This is a genomic window from Pseudomonas mandelii (genome assembly GCF_002251635.1).
GTDB lineage: Bacteria > Pseudomonadota > Gammaproteobacteria > Pseudomonadales > Pseudomonadaceae > Aquipseudomonas > Aquipseudomonas mandelii_B.
In genome coordinates this window covers 39,517-63,595 of the sequence record NZ_NMOJ01000242.1, presented here as the reverse complement: position 1 = coordinate 63,595, position 24,079 = coordinate 39,517, and the positions used below count along the sequence as shown (strand labels likewise).

20 protein-coding genes are annotated in these 24,079 nt (G+C 59.8%); 4 read left to right on the top strand and 16 right to left on the bottom strand.

Annotated elements, in window-relative coordinates:
* Positions 1-7: 7 nt before the first annotated feature.
* Positions 8-268, top strand: a complete 261-nt coding sequence (locus B7L09_RS28910) for a hypothetical protein (RefSeq protein ID WP_010455820.1) — start codon at positions 8-10, stop codon at positions 266-268.
* A 113-nt stretch (positions 269-381) separates the two neighbouring features.
* On the opposite strand, the gene B7L09_RS28905 is transcribed toward B7L09_RS28910, so the two are convergent.
* The 8 genes from B7L09_RS28905 to B7L09_RS28870 all read right to left on the bottom strand — a co-directional run bounded on the left by B7L09_RS28905 (position 382) and on the right by B7L09_RS28870 (position 13,342).
* Entirely contained in the window at positions 382-1,827 is a 1,446-nt protein-coding gene (locus B7L09_RS28905; RefSeq protein WP_010455821.1) for a sensor histidine kinase, read from the bottom strand.
* Positions 1,828-2,028: 201 nt separating this feature from the next.
* Entirely contained in the window at positions 2,029-3,672 is a 1,644-nt protein-coding gene (locus tag B7L09_RS28900; protein ID WP_094471666.1) for a fatty acid--CoA ligase, read from the bottom strand.
* 31 nt (positions 3,673-3,703) lie between these two features.
* Positions 3,704-5,470, bottom strand: a complete 1,767-nt coding sequence (locus B7L09_RS28895) for an acyl-CoA dehydrogenase C-terminal domain-containing protein (RefSeq protein WP_094471665.1) — start codon at positions 5,468-5,470, stop codon at positions 3,704-3,706.
* 89 nt (positions 5,471-5,559) lie between these two features.
* Entirely contained in the window at positions 5,560-7,989 is a 2,430-nt protein-coding gene (locus B7L09_RS28890) for an efflux RND transporter permease subunit (protein ID WP_094471664.1), read from the bottom strand.
* 31 nt (positions 7,990-8,020) lie between these two features.
* Entirely contained in the window at positions 8,021-9,094 is a 1,074-nt protein-coding gene (locus B7L09_RS28885; RefSeq protein WP_010455825.1) for a WD40/YVTN/BNR-like repeat-containing protein, read from the bottom strand.
* 150 nt (positions 9,095-9,244) lie between these two features.
* Entirely contained in the window at positions 9,245-10,603 is a 1,359-nt protein-coding gene (locus B7L09_RS28880; RefSeq protein ID WP_010455826.1) for a DUF1329 domain-containing protein, read from the bottom strand.
* A gap of 41 nt (positions 10,604-10,644) precedes the next feature.
* Positions 10,645-12,648 (bottom strand): DUF1302 domain-containing protein, encoded by a 2,004-nt coding sequence (locus B7L09_RS28875; protein WP_010455827.1) that lies wholly within the window; start codon positions 12,646-12,648, stop codon positions 10,645-10,647.
* 127 nt (positions 12,649-12,775) lie between these two features.
* Positions 12,776-13,342, bottom strand: coding sequence for an RBBP9/YdeN family alpha/beta hydrolase (locus B7L09_RS28870; RefSeq protein WP_010455828.1), 567 nt, complete (start codon positions 13,340-13,342; stop codon positions 12,776-12,778).
* Between the two features lie 355 nt (positions 13,343-13,697).
* On the opposite strand from B7L09_RS28870, the gene B7L09_RS28865 reads away from it, so the two are divergent.
* Positions 13,698-14,750, top strand: coding sequence for an AraC family transcriptional regulator (locus B7L09_RS28865; RefSeq protein WP_010455830.1), 1,053 nt, complete (start codon positions 13,698-13,700; stop codon positions 14,748-14,750).
* 242 nt (positions 14,751-14,992) lie between these two features.
* Here B7L09_RS28865 and B7L09_RS28860 read toward each other — a convergent pair whose 3' ends face one another.
* From B7L09_RS28860 to B7L09_RS28825, 8 genes are all read right to left on the bottom strand, one after another.
* Positions 14,993-16,003 (bottom strand): YeiH family protein, encoded by a 1,011-nt coding sequence (locus B7L09_RS28860; RefSeq protein ID WP_010455832.1) that lies wholly within the window; start codon positions 16,001-16,003, stop codon positions 14,993-14,995.
* A complete protein-coding gene (locus B7L09_RS28855) occupies positions 16,000-16,326 on the bottom strand; it encodes a Rieske (2Fe-2S) protein (protein WP_010455834.1) in 327 nt (108 codons plus the stop codon). The genes B7L09_RS28860 and B7L09_RS28855 overlap by 4 nt, the downstream gene beginning before the upstream one ends.
* Positions 16,323-16,988, bottom strand: a complete 666-nt coding sequence (locus B7L09_RS28850) for a DsbA family oxidoreductase (protein ID WP_010455836.1) — start codon at positions 16,986-16,988, stop codon at positions 16,323-16,325. Before B7L09_RS28850 ends, B7L09_RS28855 begins: the two co-directional genes overlap by 4 nt.
* Positions 16,985-18,313, bottom strand: a complete 1,329-nt coding sequence (locus tag B7L09_RS28845) for an MFS transporter (protein WP_010455838.1) — start codon at positions 18,311-18,313, stop codon at positions 16,985-16,987. Before B7L09_RS28845 ends, B7L09_RS28850 begins: the two co-directional genes overlap by 4 nt.
* Before the next feature lie 90 nt (positions 18,314-18,403).
* Positions 18,404-19,456, bottom strand: coding sequence for a beta-keto acid cleavage family enzyme (locus B7L09_RS28840; protein ID WP_010455839.1), 1,053 nt, complete (start codon positions 19,454-19,456; stop codon positions 18,404-18,406).
* Positions 19,457-19,543: 87 nt separating this feature from the next.
* Positions 19,544-20,392 (bottom strand): TauD/TfdA dioxygenase family protein, encoded by an 849-nt coding sequence (locus B7L09_RS28835; protein ID WP_010455840.1) that lies wholly within the window; start codon positions 20,390-20,392, stop codon positions 19,544-19,546.
* 13 nt (positions 20,393-20,405) lie between these two features.
* Positions 20,406-21,386 carry a quinone oxidoreductase family protein gene (locus B7L09_RS28830; protein ID WP_010455841.1) on the bottom strand — a complete coding sequence of 327 codons (981 nt, stop codon included), beginning with the start codon at positions 21,384-21,386 and terminating at the stop codon, positions 20,406-20,408.
* Positions 21,387-21,728: 342 nt separating this feature from the next.
* The gene (locus B7L09_RS28825) at positions 21,729-21,926 is read right to left on the bottom strand and encodes a hypothetical protein (protein WP_010455843.1); all 198 of its coding nucleotides are present in this window, start codon (positions 21,924-21,926) and stop codon (positions 21,729-21,731) included.
* 445 nt (positions 21,927-22,371) lie between these two features.
* On the opposite strand from B7L09_RS28825, the gene B7L09_RS28820 reads away from it, so the two are divergent.
* Both B7L09_RS28820 and B7L09_RS28815 read left to right on the top strand, forming a co-directional pair.
* Positions 22,372-23,814, top strand: coding sequence for a permease (locus B7L09_RS28820; protein WP_042932728.1), 1,443 nt, complete (start codon positions 22,372-22,374; stop codon positions 23,812-23,814).
* Between the two features lie 22 nt (positions 23,815-23,836).
* On the top strand, positions 23,837-24,079 hold the full coding sequence (locus B7L09_RS28815; protein ID WP_010455847.1) for a thioredoxin family protein: 243 nt from the start codon (positions 23,837-23,839) through the stop codon (positions 24,077-24,079).

Here is a 24,079-nt window from a genome sequence, read left to right as displayed (position 1 = left end):
GACCGACATGTATGACTTTTTCGAAAATCCGCACCGTGTGTTGAAGCTGTCGCACCTATTGCTGATCGGCGGGCTGGTGATGCTGTTGGTCGGGATCATCCTGGCGTATGGATGTGAGGCCTACCTGAAGTTACCCGAACTGATAGGCGCCCATGCGATGACGATTCTCGGTCCGACCGCGATCAAGCTGGGTTACGTCATGCGATTGCTGGCTTTCAACCGCTTGCGCCTCGACGGGATCGCGCAAGGCTATGGCGTCGCCGTTTGATCTGAATGTTCTTCCCTGACCGGTTCGGCTCTCTCCTTGCCGAACCGGCACTTCCCAAGCGCCCGCCACTGTTTTTTTTGGCGGGCGTTTTTTTGCCTGGAATTCACCGGTGCTCAGCACTCACTTTTGAGCGCAGGCAACGCGATCGAGAACACCGCCCCTTCACCTTGATTGCTGGTTGCCCAGATGCGTCCCTCATGGAACTCGATGATGGAGCGGCAGATGGAAAGCCCCATGCCCAGCCCGTCAGCCTTGGTGGTGAAGAACGGATTGAACAACGATGGCAACGCCTCGGCTGTGATACCGGTGCCACAATCCCTGACTTCCAGAATGGCATCGTCGTTATGCACCCACGTGCGGATCTTCAATATCCGCGTGCGTGGATCCACCTCGGTCATTGCCTGACAGGCATTGATGATCAGGTTCAGGATCACTTGCTGAAGCTGCACCCGGTCGGCGCCGACGTGCACCGGTATCACGGCCAGCTCCACACGCAACTTCACATGGTTGCGGCTCAGTTCGTATTGCACCAGGGCCAGCGTGTCACTGACGATCTCGTTGAAAGATTCACGCTGACGTTCAGGGTCGCCGTTACGCGAAAGCGTGCGGATGCGCCGAATGACTTCGCTGGCGCGGTTGGAACTGCTGATCATGCGGTCAAGCGATGTGCGCACTTCACCGAGATCAGGTTCGCTGCGGTCGAGCCAGCGATGACAGGCTTCACCGCTGGTTCTGATCGCGGCAAGTGGCTGATTGACCTCGTGAGCAATGGACGCTGCCAGTTCGCCCAGCGAGGTCACGCGCGTGACATGCGCCAGCTGTGACTGTGATTGGAACAGCGCGTCTTCGGACTTTCTGGCTGCCGTGACATCCATCACCGCGCCGACGTACTCGAAGCCGTTATGTTGAGCCGGCAAGGGGTGAGCAATCATGTGGATGTACTTGATGCGACCATCCGGCATCTGCAACCGATGCTCGACTTCCAGGCGCGGTTCATGATGCGAGACCTGGTCGAAAACGCTTTCGACCAAATGCCGGTCATCGGGGTGCGTGCGCGCCAGAATCTTCAGCATGCTGGGGGTTTCTTTCACTGAGTACTCGAAGATCCTCGCGGTCTCCGCCGACCAGAAAATCTCTGAACGGTCGACCCGAAACCCGACGCTGCCGACCTGGCTGAGCCGTTGGGCACCCACCAGATAAGTCTCGTTACGACGCAACGTGTCCGCCAGTTGCTTGCTGCGCAAGGCTAGAAAAGTGATGGCAGACAACGAAACGATACAACGCACATAAGCCCCCACGGCTTCAGTGTTCAGGTAATCGCGTTCGACGATAAAAATGAAGGTCAGCACTGACAGACACGCCAAAGCGACGCAGATCACCAGTTTCACCGAAAACACATTGGCGGACATCAGCACCAGGGTCACGTACAGGACCGTCGTCGCCACGCTCAAGTTGGTAAAGAATTTGAACACGACGACGAAAGAGGCGACCAGCAAGGCGATCAGCAGCGCCATGGCATCGGTCTGGAAGTAATCTTTTCTAAGGGTCAGGGGCGGCATGAATTGTCCGGGCGTAACGGGTTGGTAACATACCCGCAGCGGACCGTGAGCTCCGCACCGAGCGACTGAAAGTCGACGTATGGAACGTTCGAAATGTGGACCGAATATAGTAAAAACACAGGCCTGGTGACAGGACGAATAACCCTGAAATCAAGACGTGTCAGCGCCCAAGGCGCTGACCTGTTGCACCCGCCACGCCTTTCAACTCGATACGCTTTTCCGGATGAGTTTCTTGTCAATCTTCCCGACGCTGGTTTTGGGGATTTCGGCGACGAACTTGAACTGCTTGGGGATCGCCCATTTGTTGATGCGGCCGCGCTCGACAAACCCTTGCAGGTGCGTCTCCAGGATCTTGCGGTCGAGGTACTGCCCCGGTTCGGACACCACCAGCGCCATGGGCCGTTCGCCCCATTGCTCATCGGCGATGCCCACGACCGCGACCGACATCACGGCGGCGTGCTCGCTGATCAGGCTCTCCAGTTCCAGGGAGCTGATCCACTCCCCGCCTGTCTTGATCACGTCCTTGATTCGATCCTTGATTTCCACACCGCCCAACCCGTCGATGGAAGCCATGTCGCCGGTGTGCAGCCAGCCATCGCGCCAAAGTTCTGCACCCTTTTCCGGTTCCTTCAAATAGCCCTGGGTCAGCCACGGCGCGCGCACCACGATCTCTCCCAGCGACTCGCCGTCATGGGCAACGTCTTTGCCACTGGCGTCGATGATTTTCAGGTCGACCATCGGCACCGGCGTGCCCGTCTTGATACGAGCAGTCAGTTGGGCTAGCGGGGATTGTTCGAGGTCTTCGTCACGCAGGTACGTCAGGCACAGCAATGGACAGGTTTCCGACATGCCGTAACCGCTGTGCACCTGCATACCTTTGGCGTTCGCTTCGCTGGCTATGCCCAAGGTCAGCGCGCTGCCGCCCAGGAGCATTTTCCAGCCATCAAAACGGGTGTGTGCCGCTTCCTCACAGCCCAGGATCATTTGCAGAAGGGTCGGCACACAGTGGGAGAACGTGACTTTCTCCTCCCGATACAGCCTGACCAGGCTGTTGGGTTCGTAGCGACCGGGGTACACCTGCTTGATTCCCATCAGGGTGGCAACATAGGGCACACCCCAGGCATGCACGTGAAACATCGGCGTGATCGGCATGTAGACATCATCCGAGCGCAGCAGCGGCAACCCCTGATAGACGCCCAAAGTGCCCACGGCATTCAAGGTGTGCAGGACCAGTTGGCGATGGGTGAAATACACGCCTTTAGGATCGCCAGTGGTGCCCGTGGTGTAGAAAAGGGTCGCCACCGAGTGTTCATCGAAATCGGGAAAGTCGTATTGGTCTGCGGCCCCGGACAACAGGTTTTCATATTCCCCCAGCACCGGTAGCGACGTGTCGGTTGCTGTGTCGTCCGTGAGCTGCAGGTAACCTTTGACGGTTTCAAGCCGCCCGTGAATCTGTTCAACCAGCGGCAGGAAATCATCATGCACCAGCACCAGGTCATCCTCGGCATGGTTCATGGTGAAGAGCACCTGATCCGGCGAAAGACGGATGTTCACGGTGTGCAGCACAGCGCCGATCATCGGTATGGCAAAGAAGCACTCCAGGTAGCGATGGCTGTCCCAGTCGAGCAGGGCCACCGTATCCCCGGCCTTGACGCCGGCAGCGGTCAAGGCGTTGGCCAGTCGGCGGATCCGCTGGTTGAGGGTCTGGTAGCTGTAGCGCAGTTTGTCGGCATACACGATTTCCCGGCCCGGCTCGTAGCGCACACCTGAGAGCAACAATTGCTTGATCAGCAAGGGATAGGCATAAGCGCCGTCGGCGGGCGGAATTGAATAGCAGCACGTCATGTAAGAGAATGCTTACACGCCCTCCAAGCCCTTAAAACAGTGCTTCATCCAGCAAAAACAGTGATTCACTGCCGGCTTTTACCGATGCACTCAGCGAATGAATACGTGGCAGCAGGCGGGCGAAGTAGAAGCGTGCGGTGCCCAGCTTGCTGGCGTAGAAGTCTTCTTCAGACTCCTTGCCCCACGCCGCCTTGGCCATGCGCGCCCACATGTAGGCGTAAGCCATGTAGCCAAAGGCGTGCAAGTACTCCACCGAAGCCGCGCCGATTTCATTCGGGTTGGCCTTGGCGCGGTCCAGCACCCAGGCAGTCAATTCATCCAGGTTATCCACTGCCGCGCTGAGCGGACGGGTGAATTCGCCCAACTCGGGGCCAGCCGTGGTGATGAACTGACGGATTTCGTCGGCGAACAGGGTATAAAACGCACCGCCACTGCCGACAATCTTGCGGCCCATCAAGTCCAGCGCCTGGATGCCGTTGGTGCCTTCGTAGATCTGGGTGATGCGTACGTCCCGCACCAGTTGCTCCTGGCCCCACTCGCGAATGTAGCCGTGGCCACCAAACACTTGCTGGCCGAGCACGGTCGTTTCCAGGCCCAAGTCGCTGAGGAAGGCCTTGGCGACTGGCGTCAGCAACGCCACCAGGTTGTCGGCGCGCTCGCGGGCGGCGGCATCTTCGCTGAACTTGGCGATGTCCAACTGTGTGGCCACATAGGTGGAGAACGCACGACCGCCTTCGTTCGAAGCCTTCATGGTCAGCAGCATACGGCGCACGTCCGGGTGCACGATGATCGGATCAGCCACTTTATCCTTGGCCTTGGCGCCGGTCGGCGAACGGCTTTGCAGGCGGTCGCGCGCATAGTCAATCGCGTTCTGGTAGGAACGTTCGCCGGACGCCAAGCCCTGGATACCCACCCCCAACCGCTCGTAGTTCATCATGGTGAACATCGCCGCCAACCCACGGTTGGGCTCACCCACCAGGTAACCCACCGCTTCGTCGAAGTTCATTACACAGGTGGCCGAAGCCTTGATGCCCATCTTGTGCTCGATTGAGCCGCAGTGCACCGCGTTGCGCTCCCCCGAATCCGCGTGGAACTTGGGCACGATAAACAAGGAGATGCCCTTGGTGCCTGCCGGCGCATCCGGCAATTTGGCCAGTACCAGGTGGATGATGTTGGCGCTCAGGTCATGCTCACCGGCCGAGATGAAGATCTTGCTGCCGGTGACGGCGTAACTGCCGTCCGCCTGGGGCACGGCGCGGGTCTTGATCAGCCCCAGGTCGGTGCCGCAGTGGGCTTCGGTCAGGCACATGGTGCCGGTCCATTCGCCGGCGGTGAGTTTGTTCAGGAAGGTGGCTTTCTGTACCTCGGTGCCGTGGGCGTGGATCGCCGACATCGCACCGTGCGTGAGCCCCGGGTACATGCCGAACGACAGACTGGCCGAGTTGACCATCTCCTCGACCTGAGCCGAAATGGCCTTGGGCATGCCCATGCCACCGAACTGCGGATCACCACCAACACCCACCCAACCGCCGTCGGCGAATGCCTGGTACGCCGCGACAAAACCGTCCGGCGCCGTGACCGTGCCGTTGCTCCAGGTGCAGCCCTGCTCGTCGCTGCTGCGGTTCAGCGGTGCGATAACCTCACCACTGATTTTGCCAGCCTCTTCAAGGATCGCAGCGGCCGTTTCTTCATCGATCACCTCCCCAAGGCCAGGCAATTTGGCCCACAACCGGGACACCTGGAAGACCTCGTTGAGTACGAAGCGCATGTCGCGCAAAGGAGCTTTGTAATCAGACATCGTTGGCTTACTCGGAAGTGGTCAGGGCATGTGGCATGCCGGCGCCACTCAAGCCGCTGCCAATGTTTCGCTGGTGATGCAGGTGTTGCCTATCGCACCTTGCGCAACAGAAAGTGCGACAACGCCGGGATCAGCACCAACGCCCCGACCATGTTCCAGATGAACATGAACGTCAGCAGGATGCCCATGTCCGCCTGGAACTTGATCGGCGACCAGGCCCAGGTGATGACACCGGCGGCGAGGGTAATCCCGACCAACGCCACCACTTTCCCGGTGAACGCCACGGCGTTGCGGTAGGCCTCGGTCAGCGACAAACCGGCACGTTGCTGCGCCAGTTGTACGCTCAACAGGTACAACGCGTAATCCACGCCAATCCCCACGCCGAGGGCGATCACCGGCAACGTCGCGACCTTGACGCCGATGCCCATGAACGCCATCAGCGCGTTGCCCAGCACCGAGGTCAGTACCAGCGGCAACACGATGCACAGGGTGGCGGCCCACGAGCGGAAGGTGATCAGACAGAACAGCGTCACCGCCGCATAGACGTACAACAGCATGGTGCGATTGGCCTCGCGCACCACAATGTTGGTGGCCGCCTCAATCCCGGCCGACCCGGCCGCCAACAGGAACTGTCGATCTTCGCTGTTGTTCTCCCGGGCGAATTTTTCCGCGATGCCGACCACGGCATCGAGCGTCTCGGCCTTGTGGTCCTTGAGGAAGGTGATGATCGGCATCATCGAGCAATCATTGTTGAACAGATCCGGGCTGCTGACCGACGCCTGCTGCGCGCCGTAGTTGAGCACGTCCTGATTGCGCGCGATGGTCAGCATTTTCGGGTTGCCTTCATAGGAACCCGCCGTGATCTGGCGCACTGCATTGACCAGCGACACCGTGGTTTGCACCCCTGGTTGCTGCTGCAACAGCCAGGCCAGACGATCGGCTTCCACCAGGGTTTCGTATTTCAAGCAGCCTTCGCTGGGGGTCTTGAGCATGATCGCGAACTGGTCGCTGGACAGCGAATAGTTGGCCGTGATGTAAGCGTTGTCACGGTTGTAGCGCGAATCGGAACGCAGTTCCGGGGCGCCGGGATCGAGGTCGCCGATCTTCAGATGATGGCTGACGACCATCCCGCCCACCGCCAACAAACCTGAGATAACGACGGCAACGGTGGCCCAGCGACGTTCGGTGAACTTATCGAGGAAACTCCAGAGCGCCCCCATGCCTTTGCCGCGCAGTTCCTTGTTCTCTGCCCGTAGGCTGCGCTCGGCCGCCTTGCGGCTCACGCCCCAATACGACAGCAACACCGGCAGCAACACCAGGTTGGTGAAGATCAGCACCGCGACTCCGATGCTGGCGGTGATCGCCAGGTCCTGAATCACCGGGATATCGATCAGCATCAACACGGCAAAGCCCACGGCATCGGCCAGCAATGCCGTCAGCCCCGCCAGGAACAGACGGCGGAAGGTATAACGTGCAGCGACCAATTGATGAGTGCCGCGACCAACGTCCTGCATGATCCCGTTCATCTTCTGCGCGCCGTGGGACACACCGATGGCGAACACCAGAAACGGCACCAGAATCGAGAACGGGTCCAGCGCAAAACCAAACAGTGCGACCAGGCCCAATTGCCAGACCACTGCAATCACGGAACAGAGGATCACCAGTGCCGTACTGCGCACACAACGGGTGAAGTAGAAAATGATGGCCGTGGCAATCAGCGCGGCGGCGCCGAAATACAGCATCACTTGCATCAAGCCATCGATCAGGTCGCCGACCAGTTTGGCGAAACCGATGACGCGGATTTTGATCGGGCCTTTGCCCTCCTCACCCACAACGCGAGCACCCCCTTCAAACTCGTATTTGTTGCGCAGCTTTTCTTCGAGGGTTTTCGAAAATTGGTGGTAGTCGATGCCCTGCCCGGTGACTGGATCTTTCTCCAGCAGCGGCACGAAGATCATGCTCGATTTGAAGTTGTTGCCGATCAAACTGCCGACGATGCCCGAACGGGCAATGTTCTGCCGCAACTGTTCTATTTCTTCAGGCTTGCCCTGGTAGGTATCGGGCATCACCGGACCACCCTGGAAACCTTCCTCCGTCACTTCGGTCCAGCGCACCGCCGGGCTCCACAACGACTTCATCCAGGCGCGGTCGACGCCTTCGGTGAGAAACAATTGATCGTTGACCTGTTTGAGCACGTCCAGGTAAGCAGGGTCGAAGACATCGCCCTGAGTGGTCTCCACCACCACCCGCACCGAGTTGCCCAAACCTCGCAGTGACTGGCGGTTTTCCAGGAAGTTCTGGATGTAGGGCTGGCTCTGCGGAATCATTTTCTCGAAACTTGGACGCAGCTCCAGCCGAGTCGCGGCCATGTAACCGAAGACCAGAGTGGCCAGCGCCATCAACAGCATGAACAGCGGACGGTAGTTGAACACCAGCCGCTCCAGCCGATTGCCGGAATCGCGGTCGAAATCATGCAGATCGCGGATCACCGGCATGGCGTCTTGTTTGATATTGCCCATGTCTGGGTTCTCGCTTTAAGGGTTCGAGGACTTATTCAACGGACAGCGTCCGCGCACCACGGCTGCCGACCACCACCAGCGCATCGTTGACGGCGCGCGTGACGCCCGTCACTGGCACCGGCTGGGCTTGCTGCACCCAGCGCTGTTGCGCACCGGTGCCCTGGCTCGCCAGCATCTGCCCGCCCTGGGTAAACAAGCGGTAATCACCATGGGCATCGACGAGGCCGGCGGTGATGCTGACGTGCAGGCCAGTGTCCAGCGAGGTCCAACTGAGGCCTGCATCGGTGCTGCGCAGCACATTGCCGCGCAAGCCGTAGACGAGCACTTCGCCGGGTTTGCCGACGACGCCGAAAAAGCTGCCCTGATAAGGTGTTTGCAGGGCGGCGAATCGCTGCTGGGCGTCATCCCACTTCAGCAACAAGCCCTGCTCGCCGACGATGTAAAGCGCATCGCCGGTGGCGGCGATGGCGTTGAGGTGAAAGCCCTGCGGGTTGTCGGTGCGATCCTGAAACGGCGTCCAGCTCTGACCGCCATCCTCGGTGCGCAGGATCAGGTTGAACACCCCGACCACATAGCCGAGGCGGTCGTTGGCGAACCAGACATCGAGCAAGGGTTTGTCGGCACCCTGCGCCTCCAGCCGCTGACCTTCGGCGACCCGCAGCGGCCATTGTTCATTGCCAGGTTCGGCACGGGCCAACGCCTGGTAATGCTTGACCAGCAAGGCACCGATCTCGCGGCCGTCGAGTTGCTTGCTCCAGGTTGCACCCGCGTCATTGCTGTGCAACACCACGCCGTCGCCGCCCACCGCCCAGCCCTGAGTGGCGGAAGGAAAACTCACGGCATTGAGGTCGGCACTGACTGGCACAGCGGCCTGCTGCCAGTGCTGGCCGGCATCATCGGAATACAGAATGTGGCCACGCTGCCCGACGGCGACCAAGCGGTCGCCGGCGCGGGCCATGTCGGATAACGGGCTGTTGACGGCCAAGGCGCTGACCCTGGCCGGCAGATCCAGCACGTCGACATAAGCGGACGCCTGGCTCAGGCCCTGCAACACTGCAAGCAGAGCGCCGAGCGCCAGCCGCAGGTAACTTTTGTACGAACACATACCGCGTCCTCTTCGGAAAACTGCGCCGGGACACACGTCCGTGTGCCTGACGTTCCAACCTGGCGCCCGAAACGGTCGGTATGCGCCGACCGTTGCGCGATCCCCTGCCTTGCAGGCAGCGGACCGAATGGACGCTTTGTCACGGTTTGCTTAACGAATCCCGCTACCTGCCAGAGACTCCGACGACCATTGCGCCTTGGAAAGCGGATCGGTGTACTTGATGCCGCCATAAGGCCCGACCACACCGTTGATGTTGTAGGAACCACCCACCAGGTCGTAGATCATGAAGGGCGTGGAATCCGGGATCTGCTTGTCGTAGCTCTGGCTGAGGAACGCGAAGGAGCCACGGTACAACTGACCACGTGCGTCGTATTGATCAGAGGCCAGCGCGGTCCAGCTGTCTTCATCGAGGTAGAAGCGACGCTTCTGATAGATGTGTCGGGCGCCGGACTTGAGGTTGCCTTCCACCACCCAGACGCGGTGTTTTTCCCAACGCACGTAGTCGGGTGCCAGGTGATTGGCCGTGGTCAGCGATTTGGGATCCTGGGCGTAGGTCAGCTTGTAAGTGTTGTAGGGCACGATCATTTCCTGCTTGCCCACCAGCTTCCAGTCGTAGCGATCCAGCGCACCGTTGAACACGAAGACATCGTCGTAAGTGCCCGCGCCAGCGGTGCCAGGGTTAGGCGTGTCGTAGGCCAGGTTCGGTGCCAGCTTGACCCGACGCTGGCCCGGCAGGTACTGCCAGGCACGGCGCGGTTGTTGCAACGGGTTGGCGGCGTCCTTGAGCATCACCGCTTCGCCGGCCCGGCGCGCAGGGCCGGTGTAGGACAACTTCATCTGGTAATACACGTCGGCGCTGCTGATCGGCTGCGCGAGGTTTTCGTAGATCGGGTAGGAAATGAACGCCTGCCCAGTGGTCGCCAGGCTTGGCACCCCAGCGGAATCGACGTTCCAGGAGTCGTACTTGGAGCTGATGCTCACGCCCTGATATCGCAGCAGGAAGTTCCACATCGCTTCGTTGCCCGACTGCGGGATCGGGAACGGCACGCCCGGCAGTACGTTGTCGATGGCCAGCCCGTTTTCGAGGGATTTGGCGCCGCTGGCATTTTTCACGCCGTTATCCAGAATGGCCTGGGGCAGTGAAACGGTGCGGTGGGTCGGGAACACATCGACGCGGAAAGTCGGGAAACGCTTGGCCAGTTCAACGGTGGTAGCGCTGAGCATGCCCTTGTACTGCTCGACGTTTTTGCCGTCGATCTGCAGCAACGGTTTTTCACTGGCAAACGGATCCGGACGCATGCTGTCACCGGATTTGAAACTGGCCGGCGGCGTGGTCAGGCCACCGTTGTAGGCGGGGATGGAACCATCAGCGTTCCCGGCTTTTTCAGCGCCCACCAAGGTCAGGCTGGTGCCCAACCGGGCAGCGTCCTGAGTTGAAACAGCGGCCTGTGCCTGGGCGGCAAGGACCATGGCCAGCGAAGCGGCCAACACGGTTTTTGCGAATGTCATCTTGTTATTCTCCTGCTTGCATTGAGCAAATCAGTGGTGAATCAAAAAGTGGTTTTCATCGTCAGGTAAACGGCTCCACGGTCCTCAGTCGTGGCCCCGCCACCGGAGAAGGCGGAGTAGCCACCGGCGTAACAGGCGTAGTTTTCGTTACCGCTAAAGGCATTCGGCGCAGCGCCGTCGCCTCCGGTCGGGCCGGTACTCACGCCGCTGACGTTGCACTTGTCGGCCTTGCCGAATGAGTCCACGTACTTCAGGTCGACAAAGTATTTGTTGTACACAACGGCCCCGAGGCCGATGGCGTAGTTACCGGTGTCTTTGGCGCCGCCACCGGAGACCGGTGAAACACCATCGAGACCGACGTTGATGGACATCGGTGCGTTGAGGTCGACTCCGGGAAACACCTGGTACCAGGTCGGGGTGAAGTTGACCGCGATGCCCCAGTTGTCCCGGGTCGGCTGGTCGATGCCGCGATAGGTGTCCTTGCCCTTGTAGAGCGCCTCGTTGTTGCTATCGAGCTTGAGCAGGTTGCTGTAATACAGCTCGCCCAGCAGAGTGGCCGAATCGAACACAGGCGTTTTAGCAATGGTCATCAGGCCGTTGAGCGTCCAGTGCAAGGTGTCGCCGGTGGCGGCCATGCTGTCGCCCTTCTGCGGGGTGTCATAAACCACGCCGGTGGCAGCCGTGCGCGCAGGCAACAGGCCAAGACCTGCGCCCAGGCCCAGCGGACTGTTAGTGCTGACAACCGCCGGAATACTGGCCAACGGCATATTGTGACGAATGTTCAGGTCCGAACCGACGCTGATCCCGCCCACGTCCTTGGACAGGCTCAGGCCAACGATCTTGATGTTGTCGGCATAGGCCATTTGATAGGTGGCGGTGCTCAGCGAGTTGAGGGTGTTGACCACCGCAGGCACTTGCCCTGCCGGCCGGGTACCGTTGGGATTGGCCGAACTCAGGCCTCTGGCATCCAGCCAGGCTTGCGGCAGGATTTCCGAGGTTTCGCGGTAGTAAACGCCGAGGGTCCCGTCCAGCCAGGCTGGCGACCACTTGGCCATAATCCCCCAGTCTCCGCGCTTGTCCGGCGTCAGGTCGTGACCGCGACGCACATTGGTCAAACCGTTGCAGGGTGCCAGACCACACCCCAGCGGACTGCCCGGCACCACGCCATTGGTGTTGCCCAGCAGGAAGGATTGCGCACCGAAACCGACCAGGTCGGAACCGCCGTAATAAGTTCCGGCTTCCGGCAGGCGCGCGGCGTCCCAATCCAGGAAATACTGAGCGCCTACGGTCAACTCGGGATTGACGGTGAACGACATCGACAACTGGTTACGCGGAACGAACAGTTCCTTGGCTTCGGTACCGGGCGAGGCAGCCAGTTTGGCCAGGTCCAGGCCCGATTGGCCGTAACTGTTCGAGTGCACCGGGTTGAGAATAGTCTCGCCCCAGAACACGTTATGCTGACCGGCCTTGACGCTTAACAGCGACTCCTCGCCCACTTCGGTGCTGTAGAACACGAAGGCGTCGAGGATTTCGCCGGAAGGACCGGTGTAATAACGCTGGGCGTAGTTGCTCAGGTGCGGGCTGCCATTGCCGACGTTGTCACGGGTGACCGCGGCCAGACGTGGGTCGTTGGCGACCAGCCCCGACCTTGCGTCGTTGCCGTTGACGAACGGATTGGAATTGGAACCGGTGTTCTCGTAGGCCTTGTCGTACCAACTGGCAGCGCTCACACGGAAACCCATGTGGTTCTGGTAGACCACATCCATCTCGGTCAACAGGTCGACACGGTGGGTGATGTTGGTCCCGGCCTTGCGGAAGTTGTAGTCGCCGTCGTTGTTGTTCGGCGTTGCCAGCATGCGCTTGTCGGCGCTTTCGGTGCGTACGCCGTAGTTGTACTTCACAGTGTTATCAAAACGCACGGTCCAGTCCGGGTTCCCGGTGTCGAGCTCGATCGCCTGCGCGACCGGCACGCCTGCGGCCAGAATGGCCGAGGCCAACAAGGTGTAACGCGAGGGTGCGAACCCGTGACTCTTATTGTTGTGCATTGCGTTGTCTCCGCCTTTTTGTATTTGTTTTAAGCGCAGCCGCCCTCGCGCAACCCCTTGTTCCAGGGGTTTACGTTTTCAGGAGTGAGGGCAAATGCCGGATGGCGCGGGCCAACCGGCGCCTGAATCAGCGGTCCAGTTCGAGGATGAGAGCTTCGGCTTGTGGCCAGCGCCCATACCCGGCGGCAGGATTGAGATGACCGACTTCGCCGAGATTGAGCAGCTCGCTGCCCCAGCCTTCGGCCATGCGCGTGGCGGCGTCCAGACTGGCGAGGTGGTCGTTGGTACTGGCGGCCAGCAGACTGCGGAACGGCAACCGGCCTTTGGGTAGAGGGTCCCAACCCTGGGTACGCAGGGTTTCAGCGCAGGGGTAGCCCTGCGGCCATTGGGCATCAAGGTCCGGCGGAGCGGCCAGCAGCGCGCCCTTGATCGGACGACTGTGACGCGCAGCCCAGTGCGCAACCATCAGCACGCCGGCGCTGTGAGCGACCAGAATCACCGGCCCGTCGATCTGCGCAAGTGTGTGCTGAATGGCTTCGACCCGCTTGCTGCAATCAAGCTTGTCGGTTTCAAGCGGCGGCACACTGCGCACCTTGCACAGCCTGGATTCAAGCAACGTTTGCCAATGCTCGGCAACGTGCTCACGCAGACCCGGTACGATCACAACGGTTGCGGCAGTTTGCAGTTTGTCCACGTCAACACCTTCGCTTTCTCGATGACTCGACTGGCTCTATTGGCCAGGGGCTTTTTGTAGGAGTGACATTAAAGAGCGCCCGACCGAGGCGCTTTTCATTGGACGTCAGGCACTTTTCTTTTCATGACAAAATTCCGCGTGTTGTCGCGCAGCGACCATTGGTCGAATATCCCCGCAGCTTCTCTCCAGCTCACTGTAATCAATGGGTGCGTGTCGATTTTTACACTGCAACGATGTGATTCCGGCCAGCACCGGGCGAGCGCCCTCGACGTTGTCACAACTGTTCAATTGCTGAAGTGCTGGATATAGTCGCCACGCTCATTTGAATCGCAACCGGCCCAGGAAAGACCTTCGCATGCCCAAGCTTGTTCGCGCCGCCGTCTTGACCAACTACCTGGAGGTCACCCAGTACCTGGGGTTCAACCCCCGAGACGTACTGGCCGGCGTCGGTTTGAGTAAAGCCATATTGCAAGCTCCTGAACATCGCATCCCCATCGACGCCGCCGTGCGGTTGCTGGAGGATTCAGCCGCCGCCAGCGGCTGCCAGAGCTTCGGCTTGAGCATGGCCGAGTCGCGCCAGCTCTCGGACTTCGGTGTGGTCAGCCTGTTGCTCTCTCATCAGCGAACGCTGCGTGATGCGTTGCAAGTGTTGGTGCACTACCGTCATCTGATGAACGATTCGCTGGCCCTCTTCATCGAGGAGGCAGGCAAGATGGTGATCATTCGCGAAGAGGTGGTCACCGAATCGCCGATGCCCTGCCGACAAGCCAATGAACTGGCCATCGGGGTGATGTTCCGCCTGTGCGCCGCCCTGCTCGGCGCACACTGGCATCCCTACAGCGTCAACTTCACGCACCAGCCTCCCGACAACCTGCAACTGCATCGCCGCCTGTTCGGCTGCAAACTGGAGTTCGGCAGCGAGTTCAATGGCATCGTCTGCCCCAATGCCAGCCTCGACATGACCAACCCCCATGCCGACCCGGCCATGGCGCGCTACGCCCAGAGTTACCTTGACTCGCTGCTCAGCCACGAAGGCCCTTCGATGCTGTTCGAGGTGCGCAAAGCCATCTACCTGTTGTTGCCGATGGGGCGCGCCACCATCGAGCAGATCGCCCAGACCCAGGGCATGAACGTTCGGACCCTGCAGCGCCGCCTCAAAGACGACGGCTGCGCCTTCAACGACCTGATCAACGACGTGCGCCGCGACCTGGTGTTGCGCTACCTGGAAAACCCGAATTACTCGTTGGGGCGCATTGCCGACATGCTCGGCTACTCCATGGCGAGTTCCTTTACACGCTGGTTCATCACCCAGTTCGGCATGCCGCCCGCGGCATGGCGCAGTGCGCAAAAGCACACCGTCAAAGCACCGCCGGAGCTGACCACCCGGCCCGGCTCCAGCGAACCCTGAACCGAACGCAACAGACCCGGCGTTTTGCAAAAAAAAAAGCGGCGACTGCTGGTACAGTCGCCGCAAAAGAACCGGTGTCTGTGACACCGGCCGAGGAGTCCTGTGGCGAGGGAGCTTGCTCCCGCTGGGGTGCGCAGCGGCCCCAAAAAAGACGCCGAGTAGTTTCTGAAAAAGCGCGGTGGTCTTTGTGGGGCGCTTCGCTCCCCAGCGGGAGCAAGCTCCCTCGCCACAAGTTTGTGTACCTACATTCCCCAGCGCAGCAACAACAGCACCAGCACGACGAGGAACACCGTCTCCCCCACCATCAACAAAATCGGCTTGATGCCCACCGCCGCCAGCTCCTTGAGTTGGGTTTTCATACCCAGGGCGCTGATGGAAACCACCAGGCACCAGCGCGACAACTCGTTGACCGACCCTTGCACCACCGGGGCCACCCAGCCGGTGCTGTTGATACAGGCCAACATCAGAAACCCGACGGCGAACCAAGGTAGCAGCGGAGGTCGTTTGCCGGTCGGGTCGGCGCCCTGCATGCGGGTGATCATGGCGGCACACACGATCACCGGCAGCAACATGGCAACCCGCATCAACTTGACCACCGTGGCCGTATCGCCGGTCTCGGTCGACATGCTGTAACCGGCACCGACGACCTGGGCGACATCGTGAATGGTCGCCCCCAGAAACACGCCCGCCACTTGTGGCGACAACGACAGCCAGTTGGCAATCATCGGATACACGATCATCGCCAGGGTCGACAGCGCCGACACCCCGATCACCGTGAATAACGTCGCGCGTTCTTTCTGCGGATGATTGGGCAATGCCGCCGCCAGCGCCAACGCGGCCGATGCCCCACAAATTGCAGTGGCGCCGCCGGTGAGCATGCCAAACAAACGCTGAAAGCCCAGCGCCTTGGCTGCGATCACTGAAACGCCGATGGTCACTACCACCAGAATCACCACCAGCGCCACAGGCTTCCAGCCCAGCGCTGCCATCTGTTCGAGGGTGATGCGCATGCCCAGCAGCGCCACACCAATGCGCAACACGGTGCGTGCGGTGAACTCGATGCCCGGCTTGCAAACACCGTCACCGGCCAGGAAGTTCAGCGCCATGCCCAGCAACAAAGCGAACAGCATCACCGGCGCGCCGTAGTGCTCGGACAAAAAGGACGCAGCCGCTGCAACGATCAGACTGACGATAAAGCCCGGCGCCAGTTCGCGCGTTCGGCTGTGGATACGGGTGAGAGCAATGGCGCTCATGGCGCGGCCTCCTCGGGAACGATAACGATGAAAGCCTGGCCGTCGATGATCTCAACCGGGTAGTTGGCGACTTTGACTGCGGTGGAATTAAGCAAGTAACCGCTGCGCAAATCGAAGCGCAGGCCATGGGCGCAGCACTGAATCACCCACCCCTCAAGGCGCCCGCCACACAGCGAGGCGCCTTGATGGGGGCAACTGTCGTCGACGGCGAACACGTCACCTTCGACGTTGAATAACGCCAGGCTTTTGTCATCGAATTCGAACAGTGCACGACCGCCCGCCTGCGGGAGCTTTCCGGCAGGCACGGGGATACGTCGGTTCATGCAGGTTGCCGCTCGTGATCACTTTCTTTCAGGGCTTGGTTCATGGCCCCGAGCAGCGCCTGAGCAGGTTGTGCACCGACCATCGTCATGCGACGGTCGAACTGAAAGCCCGGCACCCCACTGGTCGCGCCGGGAAAGCCGTCAAATGGCGTGGCGTCGCCCTTCAGGCAATCGAGCACCACCTGCGCATCAGCGCCGCAGGAGCGGGCAATGGCGAGCAAGGTCTCGCGGCACCCCAGGTTTTCGCGTTTGCGGAAATAAGCGGCGAACAGCCGTTCGAGCAACATTTCACGCTGAGTAGCATTGCCCAGTACGCTGACGCGTTCGAACAAACGGTGCGCGTCTGCGGTGTTGGGCATTGTCTCGATGCGGCTGAAGTCGATGGTCAGTCCAACCGCCGCCGCAGCCTGCTGTACCTGGGCCTGGCGCATGGTCATAGCCTCGGCATTGCCCAGGCGTTTGCGGTAGAAATCGGCGAAGGGCTCCCCTTGTACCGGCAACTGAGGCAGCAACTGCACGCCATGCCACACCGTGGTGACCTGCACATCCGGGTGACGACTGCGAAACTGTACTTGCGCATGCTCCAATTGGCGTTTGCCGATCAGGCACCAGGGGCAGATGAAATCGAAGAACACATCAATACGTAAACGACGACTACTCACAACTTCACCTCTAACACTGCTTTGCTAACCGAATCGTGGACTTGCTCGCCCTTAAGCCGGGCAATGTCCTTGTGGTAATGACACTTGGCATAAAAGAACACGGCCGCAGCCGCGATGCTGACCAGCGGCACCCATTGAAAAGCAGCCTGCAAGCCAATGAGGTCGGAGACCCTGCCGGTAATGAACGGCCCAGGCGCCAGCCCCAGCATGTTGTTGGCCAGGGTCAGCGTGGCGAAGGCTGTGCCGTGGACCGAGTAATGGGTCAGGTTGGCAACCATCGCTCCGCAAGGGCCAGTCGTGCCGGCGGCAATCAACATGCCCAGGCAGATCAGCGCCAGTTGCACAGGCCCTGCCGGCAGGGCAAATGCCGCCGACAACAGCAGGCAACTGCCCAGGCAATAGGCGATGGCCAAAGTAACTTTGCGCTCCGGCGAATGGCGCGACAGTCGATCGCTGAGCATGCCGCACAGGATCATCCCGGCCCCGCTGCACAGCACGATAATGGCCGCGACGCCGCCCGCCTTGTCCGTGGCCATGCCGTAATAGCGATTGAGGTAACTGGGCATCCACACAATCACCGTGCCGCCGACGAACAGTTGCAAGCCACTGCCGATGTAGGCAGCGATCACCGAACGGCTGGAAAACAGCGTACGCAACGGACGCTTGACCGCTGCCGCCGCCTTGTTCGCCGCCTGGGCGGCACGTTGCGGCGCAATGCGCGCCTCCTTGACGATGACCGGGTAAAGCACGGCCAGCAGCAGGCCGAACAACGCCATGCCGGCAAACGACCAGCGCCAGCCAAGTTTGGCGGCGATTGCACCGCCCAGCGCCATCCCTAATACCGAACCGAACATGCCGCCCGCCATGAAGGCACTGGCCAGCGTTGCACGCAGGTGCTTGGGAAACACCGAAATGACGACTGCGATGCCGACGCTGCCGTACGCCGCTTCGCCAACGCCGACCATGAATCGTGCAATGAACATCTGCTGATAGTCCTGCGCCACGGCGCAACCCAGCGTCGCCAGACTCCACAGCAAGGCCATCAGCGCCAGGCTCTTGACCCGGCCAAAGCGATCTGCCAGCAATGACAGGGGAAATGTCAGCAGCCCCACCATCAGCGCGACAATGCCACTGAGCAAGCCAAGCTGGCCGTCGCTCAGTGCCCATTCGCCCTTGAGCATCGGGAACACCGCGTTCAAGACCTGGCGCGACATGTAATCGGATATCAACAGCCCGAACGTCAGTGCAAAGACGATCCAGGCATACGGTCGCGCAACACCGACAGCACTGTCGTCATCGTCTGCGGCGATTGGGTGAAAGGCCATGCAGCCTCCTCAAAGCTTTGTTTTATTGTTGTTATCAAGCGTGTTGCAGTGCAGCGAGCGGGAGGCCTGACCGCCCGCTGCGTCTGCCGATCAGCCGCGTTGCGGCACACCTTTCTGCCCAGCCTTGCGGTTGGGGGCCATGCCGTTGGCCAACAGCGTTTCTTCGATGCTCTGGTACTGCACGCCGATGCGGTAGATCTCACGGGCTTCTTTGCCGGTGGCGATTTCGCGTCCCAGTTCATGGGCGATACGCACGGTCTGCCTGATCTGCGCAACTGAGCCGAAACGATCGCCCTTGTGATCAATGATAGTGTCTTCATTGCCCACTCGCGGGTGCAGACCCATGGCCATCGACATGGTGTTGAACGGCATGACGTTCTTGAGCAGCGACTCGGAGGTCAGGGTGCAACCGTCCGGCGCGCGGTGGATGAAGTTGAAGAAGTTGAACGGATTGGGACCGTCGAAACCGCCGCCAATGCCGATCCAGGTCAGGTTCAACGGACCCATGTAGACGCCCCTGCGCACCAGACGCTCGAGGGTTTCCATCGCGTGCATGCCGGTCAGCTGGAAGTGCGGCTGGATGCCGTTGTCCATCAGACGCTTGAGGTGTTCGGCGACCCAGGCCGGACCTGCCGGAACGGTCATTTCGCTGTAGGCGGCCTGAAACAGGGGATTGGCCAGGGACGTGCCTTCCAGGTACTGCGGATACAGCAGCTCCATGATGTTCATCTGGGTGGTGTTGATAGCCACCGTGACCTGATCCGGTTTTGGCGTCAGCTCGGCCAGCATGTGTCGCGTATCGTCAGACAGCCACTTGGCGGCTTCGCCATCGCTTTCCGGCGCGAAGGAAATCGAACCACCGACCTGGATGATCATGTCCGGCACGGCTTCACGCACACCGGCGATCAATTCGTTGAATTTGGACAGGCGCTTGGAACCCTTGCCGTCCAGCTCGCGCACGTGCAAGTGCAAGACGGTGGCCCCGGCCTCATAACATTCGACCGCTTTTTGCACCTGTTCATCCATGGTCAGCGGGATGTCTTCGGGGAAGTCTTCCGGCATCCATTCCGGGCCGTATGGGGCCACGGTGATGACCACCTTTTCCATGTTTTCCGGGTGCAGGGAATCGTCAAAAAATTGCATGAGTTACTCCTGTTCTTATGATTGTCGCGCCCACCCGGGATCGTGCCGGGCAGACGCGTTTACGAGTGCGAATGCAGAAGGGGTCGATCAGTAGGTCTTGTCGCCGATGATTCCGGCACGCTCCATCTTGCGATGGCACGGCGGATAATCCATGACGGCGTAGTGCTGGGTGCTGCGGTTGTCCCAGATGGCGATGCTGTTGGGCTTCCAGCGCCAGCGCACCTGATACTCGGGGATGTAGGCCTGGCTGATCAGGTAGCGCAGCAACTCGCTCGCGCCAGGGTTGGCGTCCTGGCCGAAGCGCACTCGCTCGGGGGTGTGGTAGTTGCTCAAGTGCGTCGTGAAGGCGTTGACGAACAGCACCTTTTCCCCGGTTTCCGGGTGGGTGCGAACCACCGGGTGTTCGGCATCGGGATACATCGCCTTGAGCGCCAGACGCTTTTCGGTTGGCATGGCAGCACCGAAACTCGCTTCGATGCTGTGGCGGGCGCGCAGGTCGGCAATTTTCACCTTCACGTCCTCCGGCAAACGCGCGTAAGCCTCGACCATGTTGGCCCACATGGTGTCGCCGCCCACCGGCGGGCACTCTACGCAGCGCAACACGCAGCCCATCGGCGGCGCCTCGCGCCAGGTCGCGTCGGTGTGCCAGGCGTTTTCGTAGCGGTCCATCGGCTGGTCCGGATTCTTGTAGATGCGCACCAGCCCGGGATGATCCGGATCGCTGCCGGCCACCGGATGGTCCTCCAACTCACCGAAGCGGCGGGCGAAGGCCACGTGCTCGGCGCGAGTGATGTCCTGATCGCGCAGGAACACCACCCGATGCTTGAGCAACTGAGCACGAATCTCGCAAAAAAGACCGTCGTCATGGACCGCGTCGGCAAGATTTACGCCGATCAGTTCGGCGCCAATGCTGCAGGTCAATTGTTCGACTTTCATGGCAGATCGCTCCTTAGATGACGAAAATCGACGAGCCCGTCGTTTTGCGTGACTCAAGGTCGCGATGGGCCTGTACGGCGTCCTCCAACGCATAATGCTGGTTGATCTCGATCTTGATCCGACCACTGCCGACGTGGTCGAACAGCTCGCCAGCCAGGGCAGCTTTCTCTGCCGGATCGGCGATGTAGTCGGCCAGCGCCGGACGGGTCAGGAACAGTGAGCCCTTCATCGCCAGCATCACCGGGTCGAAAGCCGGAATCGGACCGGATGCGGTGCCAACGCAGACCATCAGGCCCCGACGCTTGAGCGAATCCAGTGATCCCATGAAGGTGTTTTTGCCAACGCTGTCGAACACCACGTTGACTCCCACGCCGGCAGTCAGCTCGCGCACGCGCTGGGCGACATTTTCGTGGCTGTAATTGATGACATGGTCGCAACCATGGGCCAGGGCAATTTCCCCCTTGACCTCGGTGGACACAGTGCCGATGACGGTCAGGCCGAGCAGCTTGGCCCACTGTGAAACGATCAGCCCCACGCCACCGGCAGCGGCGTGCAGCAGAATGCTGTCGCCGGCCTTGAAATCATAAATGCGCCGCATCAGGTACGACGACGTCAGGCCACGCATGGTCATGGCGGCGGCCGTCTCGAAACTGATGGTTTCCGGCAGCTTGATCAGCGGCGCGGCCGCAATCAGTCGCTCGGTACTGTAGGCGCCCAAGGTATTGAGAAATCCGGTGTAGGTGACGCGATCCCCCACCTGAACGTTAGTCACACCCTCGCCGATGGCCTGGACCACACCGGACGCTTCAACCCCCATGCCGTTGGGCATCGGGATCGGGTAAGTGCCATTACGAAAATAGGTGTCGGCATAGTTCAGGCCGACCGCCACATGACGAAGACGGACCTGGCCCGGACCGGGTTCGCCGACATCGACCTCTTCATAACAAAGAACGTCGGGACCACCGGTTTCGTAGAAGCGTACGGCTTTGGCCATTTTTTCTTATTCTCCAGTCTGTGCAGCGTCGATTTACGCTGATTGGACTGTAGGACGCCGCCTGGCCAGCTGCTTTTCATCAGACGACAATGGCTTTTCATTTCATGACAATTGGCCCCTGGCGCCCCCTTCTTAGCAAACCAGGTCAGCGCCATAGCGCAATTCAATTGACGCGCCACGGCCGGCTGTATGGGCTCTCACACTCAAAACCCGGACACAAAAAACCCCGCACACTGGCGGGGTTCTCAAACAGCAGGTGACTTACCAGTTACCAGTGCCACAAGGATTTTCTTTTGACGCATAAGGCTTGGTCAATTTGCTGAATCCCGACTTTCAATCGACTTAAGGCTTGGGATGCTCGCTCGATACTGAATTATTGGCATCCACATCGGCCATTTCTTCATCGACAGGCGCCTCGTCGCCCCCTGGCAGCGGAACCTCAGGTTCATTCTCCTTTGGATCATGGCCTGTTTCGTTATCAGTGCCGCCCGTGACGCCCTGTTGGGATTTGTTTCCTGGGGCATTTTCATCAATGTCCATGCTGGCTCTCCGTTCTGATGCACGGGATGTCGGTGCATGAACATCAGAGAGAAGCCAGGCCTTGCTAGTGCCGGGCACTGGACGAACGGCAGTGTGAACTCGGATAAAAAAGCAGACCGCCGGCAAAACAAGCCCGAAAAGTCATAACCCGACCTTTTCACCTGCGTCTCACGCTATAGAGCCAGAGGTCGACCTTGCACAACGCGTTTCATGACAAGCGTTGAGGTTAACCGTTGAACGTTGGGCCCTGACTCCCATTTCGGAGGCTATGGTCGCAGCGATTCCGGTTGATCGTGATAGCCACCCTGGAGGCGCCCCTGAATCGGTCTTTCAGCACCACATCCTTGAAAAATTTTTCTGCGTGCAACTGATCGAAGTCAAACCCGGTCAACGCACAGCGGATACCATAAAACCTGACCTTAACGCTAAGGATTGAGGGCTCTCCATGGACCTCGTACTTAAGCTATTCAATGGCGGAGCCGGCAGTCTGGCTTCCTACTTGGCAGCCCACGTCCTTCTTTGCCTGTTGCCGGCGTTTTTTATCGCCGGGGCCATGACAGCACTTATTCCTAAAGCCAGCATCACTCACTGGCTAGGTCGACATGCACCTGTTTACGTTTCCTACCCTGCGGCGGCATTAGCCGGGTCACTGATTGCCGTCTGCTCATGCACAATTGTTCCTTTGTTCGCGGGCGTTTACCGCAAAGGAGCAGGTATCGGCCCGGCGATCACCTTCCTGTTTTTTGCTCCCGCAGGAAACATCATGGCCTTGGCCTATACCGGCAATATTCTGGGAGCGGAGTTTGCAATCGCCCGTCTGATCCTCTGCCTGATCTTCGGCATCGGTATTGGCTTGCTGATGGCTACCCTATTCTGGAAAGACGACCTGACCCACGACGCACAGGCGGATGCCCTGTTCGCAGAGAAGGCCAGCGTTTCCGGGCCTGCACTGGGCGTACTGCTATCTTTGGTGGCCTTGCTGATTGCGGGCACCTTGAAACTGTGGCCCCTGACCGCAGATCTGATCAGTTTCAAAGTCCCGCTTTTCTGGCCCCAGGCGTGGCAGGACACCTTGTTTGACTGGGTTCCATACGACGCCAGTAAAGGAGAAGAAGGCGTGAGCTTCCAAGGGTCTGTTCTCATCGCCCTACTCCTGATGATTGCCGCCACGGCCAAACGTGGTCTGGATAACATCACTGAAGGTGCCAACAACTGGACATGGGTTGCGCTGGGTCTGACCGCTAGTACCTTGCTGATCGCGTCAATGCGACTGACGCCAGAACCTGGCACATTAGCCTTTACCTTCACGGGTCGTGTATTCGGTGTCGCATTGACCATGCTGTCTGTTGGGTACTTTGCCCGAAAACTGCCAGCCGAAGACTGGCAAGGCTGGCTATGGGAAGCCTGGCGCTTCGTCAAGCAGATATTTGTTGTGCTGGTGGTGGGTGTATTCATTGTCGGCATGGTTCGCCAGGTGATTCAACCCGAGTGGATTGAAAGCCTTGCAGGCAGCAACACAGTGATCGCCAATGCCATAGCGGTAGGGTTCGGCGTGTTCATGTACTTCCCAACCCTGGTAGAAGTGCCCGTCGCCCGCATGTTCCTTGATCTCGGCATGCATCCTGGTCCGCTCTTGGCCTACTTGATGGCGGATCCTGAACTTAGCTTGCAGAGCATGCTCATGGTGGCGGCGGTGATTGGTCGCAAGAAGACCGCAGCCTATGTTGGGTTAGTCGCTTCGTTCAGCATCGTGGCAGGCCTGCTATTTGGTGCCTGGGTCGACGGCACCGGCTGGCTTACCCTTGGTGCAGGAATGGCGGCCTCACTGGCCATAACCGCTGCAATTTACCAGTTGATACGTTATCAGCGTAAACAAACAGCAAGCTGACTTACACACTAAGGAGCTTCCAATGCTGAACATCAAAATCCTCGGTTCAGGGTGCGCCAACTGCAAGAAGCTTGAGGCTGTAGCCCGTCAAGCCACGCAGAATCTAAATATCCAGGCCGAATTCGAAAAGATCACCGACATGGGCAAGATGATGACTTATGACATCCTCGCCACGCCGGCTCTGGTGATCAACGAGAAGGTTGTAAGCAGCGGGAAGATTCCGACTGTTGCGGATATCCAGGGCTGGATTTCGACTGCGCAATGA

Bases quoted from the DNA above. Each gene is read 5' to 3' on its own strand.
- B7L09_RS28910 (WP_010455820.1), top strand. From the start codon at position 8: ATGTATGACTTTTTCGAAAATCCGCACCGTGTGTTGAAGCTGTCGCAC.
- B7L09_RS28905 (WP_010455821.1), bottom strand. From the start codon at position 1,827: ATGCCGCCCCTGACCCTTAGAAAAGATTACTTCCAGACCGATGCCATG.
- B7L09_RS28900 (WP_094471666.1), bottom strand. From the start codon at position 3,672: ATGACGTGCTGCTATTCAATTCCGCCCGCCGACGGCGCTTATGCCTAT.
- B7L09_RS28895 (WP_094471665.1), bottom strand. From the start codon at position 5,470: ATGTCTGATTACAAAGCTCCTTTGCGCGACATGCGCTTCGTACTCAAC.
- B7L09_RS28890 (WP_094471664.1), bottom strand. From the start codon at position 7,989: ATGGGCAATATCAAACAAGACGCCATGCCGGTGATCCGCGATCTGCAT.
- B7L09_RS28885 (WP_010455825.1), bottom strand. From the start codon at position 9,094: ATGTGTTCGTACAAAAGTTACCTGCGGCTGGCGCTCGGCGCTCTGCTT.
- B7L09_RS28880 (WP_010455826.1), bottom strand. From the start codon at position 10,603: ATGACATTCGCAAAAACCGTGTTGGCCGCTTCGCTGGCCATGGTCCTT.
- B7L09_RS28875 (WP_010455827.1), bottom strand. From the start codon at position 12,648: ATGCACAACAATAAGAGTCACGGGTTCGCACCCTCGCGTTACACCTTG.
- B7L09_RS28865 (WP_010455830.1), top strand. From the start codon at position 13,698: ATGCCCAAGCTTGTTCGCGCCGCCGTCTTGACCAACTACCTGGAGGTC.
- B7L09_RS28860 (WP_010455832.1), bottom strand. From the start codon at position 16,003: ATGAGCGCCATTGCTCTCACCCGTATCCACAGCCGAACGCGCGAACTG.
- B7L09_RS28855 (WP_010455834.1), bottom strand. From the start codon at position 16,326: ATGAACCGACGTATCCCCGTGCCTGCCGGAAAGCTCCCGCAGGCGGGC.
- B7L09_RS28845 (WP_010455838.1), bottom strand. From the start codon at position 18,313: ATGGCCTTTCACCCAATCGCCGCAGACGATGACGACAGTGCTGTCGGT.
- B7L09_RS28840 (WP_010455839.1), bottom strand. From the start codon at position 19,456: ATGCAATTTTTTGACGATTCCCTGCACCCGGAAAACATGGAAAAGGTG.
- B7L09_RS28835 (WP_010455840.1), bottom strand. From the start codon at position 20,392: ATGAAAGTCGAACAATTGACCTGCAGCATTGGCGCCGAACTGATCGGC.
- B7L09_RS28830 (WP_010455841.1), bottom strand. From the start codon at position 21,386: ATGGCCAAAGCCGTACGCTTCTACGAAACCGGTGGTCCCGACGTTCTT.
- B7L09_RS28825 (WP_010455843.1), bottom strand. From the start codon at position 21,926: ATGGACATTGATGAAAATGCCCCAGGAAACAAATCCCAACAGGGCGTC.
- B7L09_RS28820 (WP_042932728.1), top strand. From the start codon at position 22,372: ATGGACCTCGTACTTAAGCTATTCAATGGCGGAGCCGGCAGTCTGGCT.
- B7L09_RS28815 (WP_010455847.1), top strand. From the start codon at position 23,837: ATGCTGAACATCAAAATCCTCGGTTCAGGGTGCGCCAACTGCAAGAAG.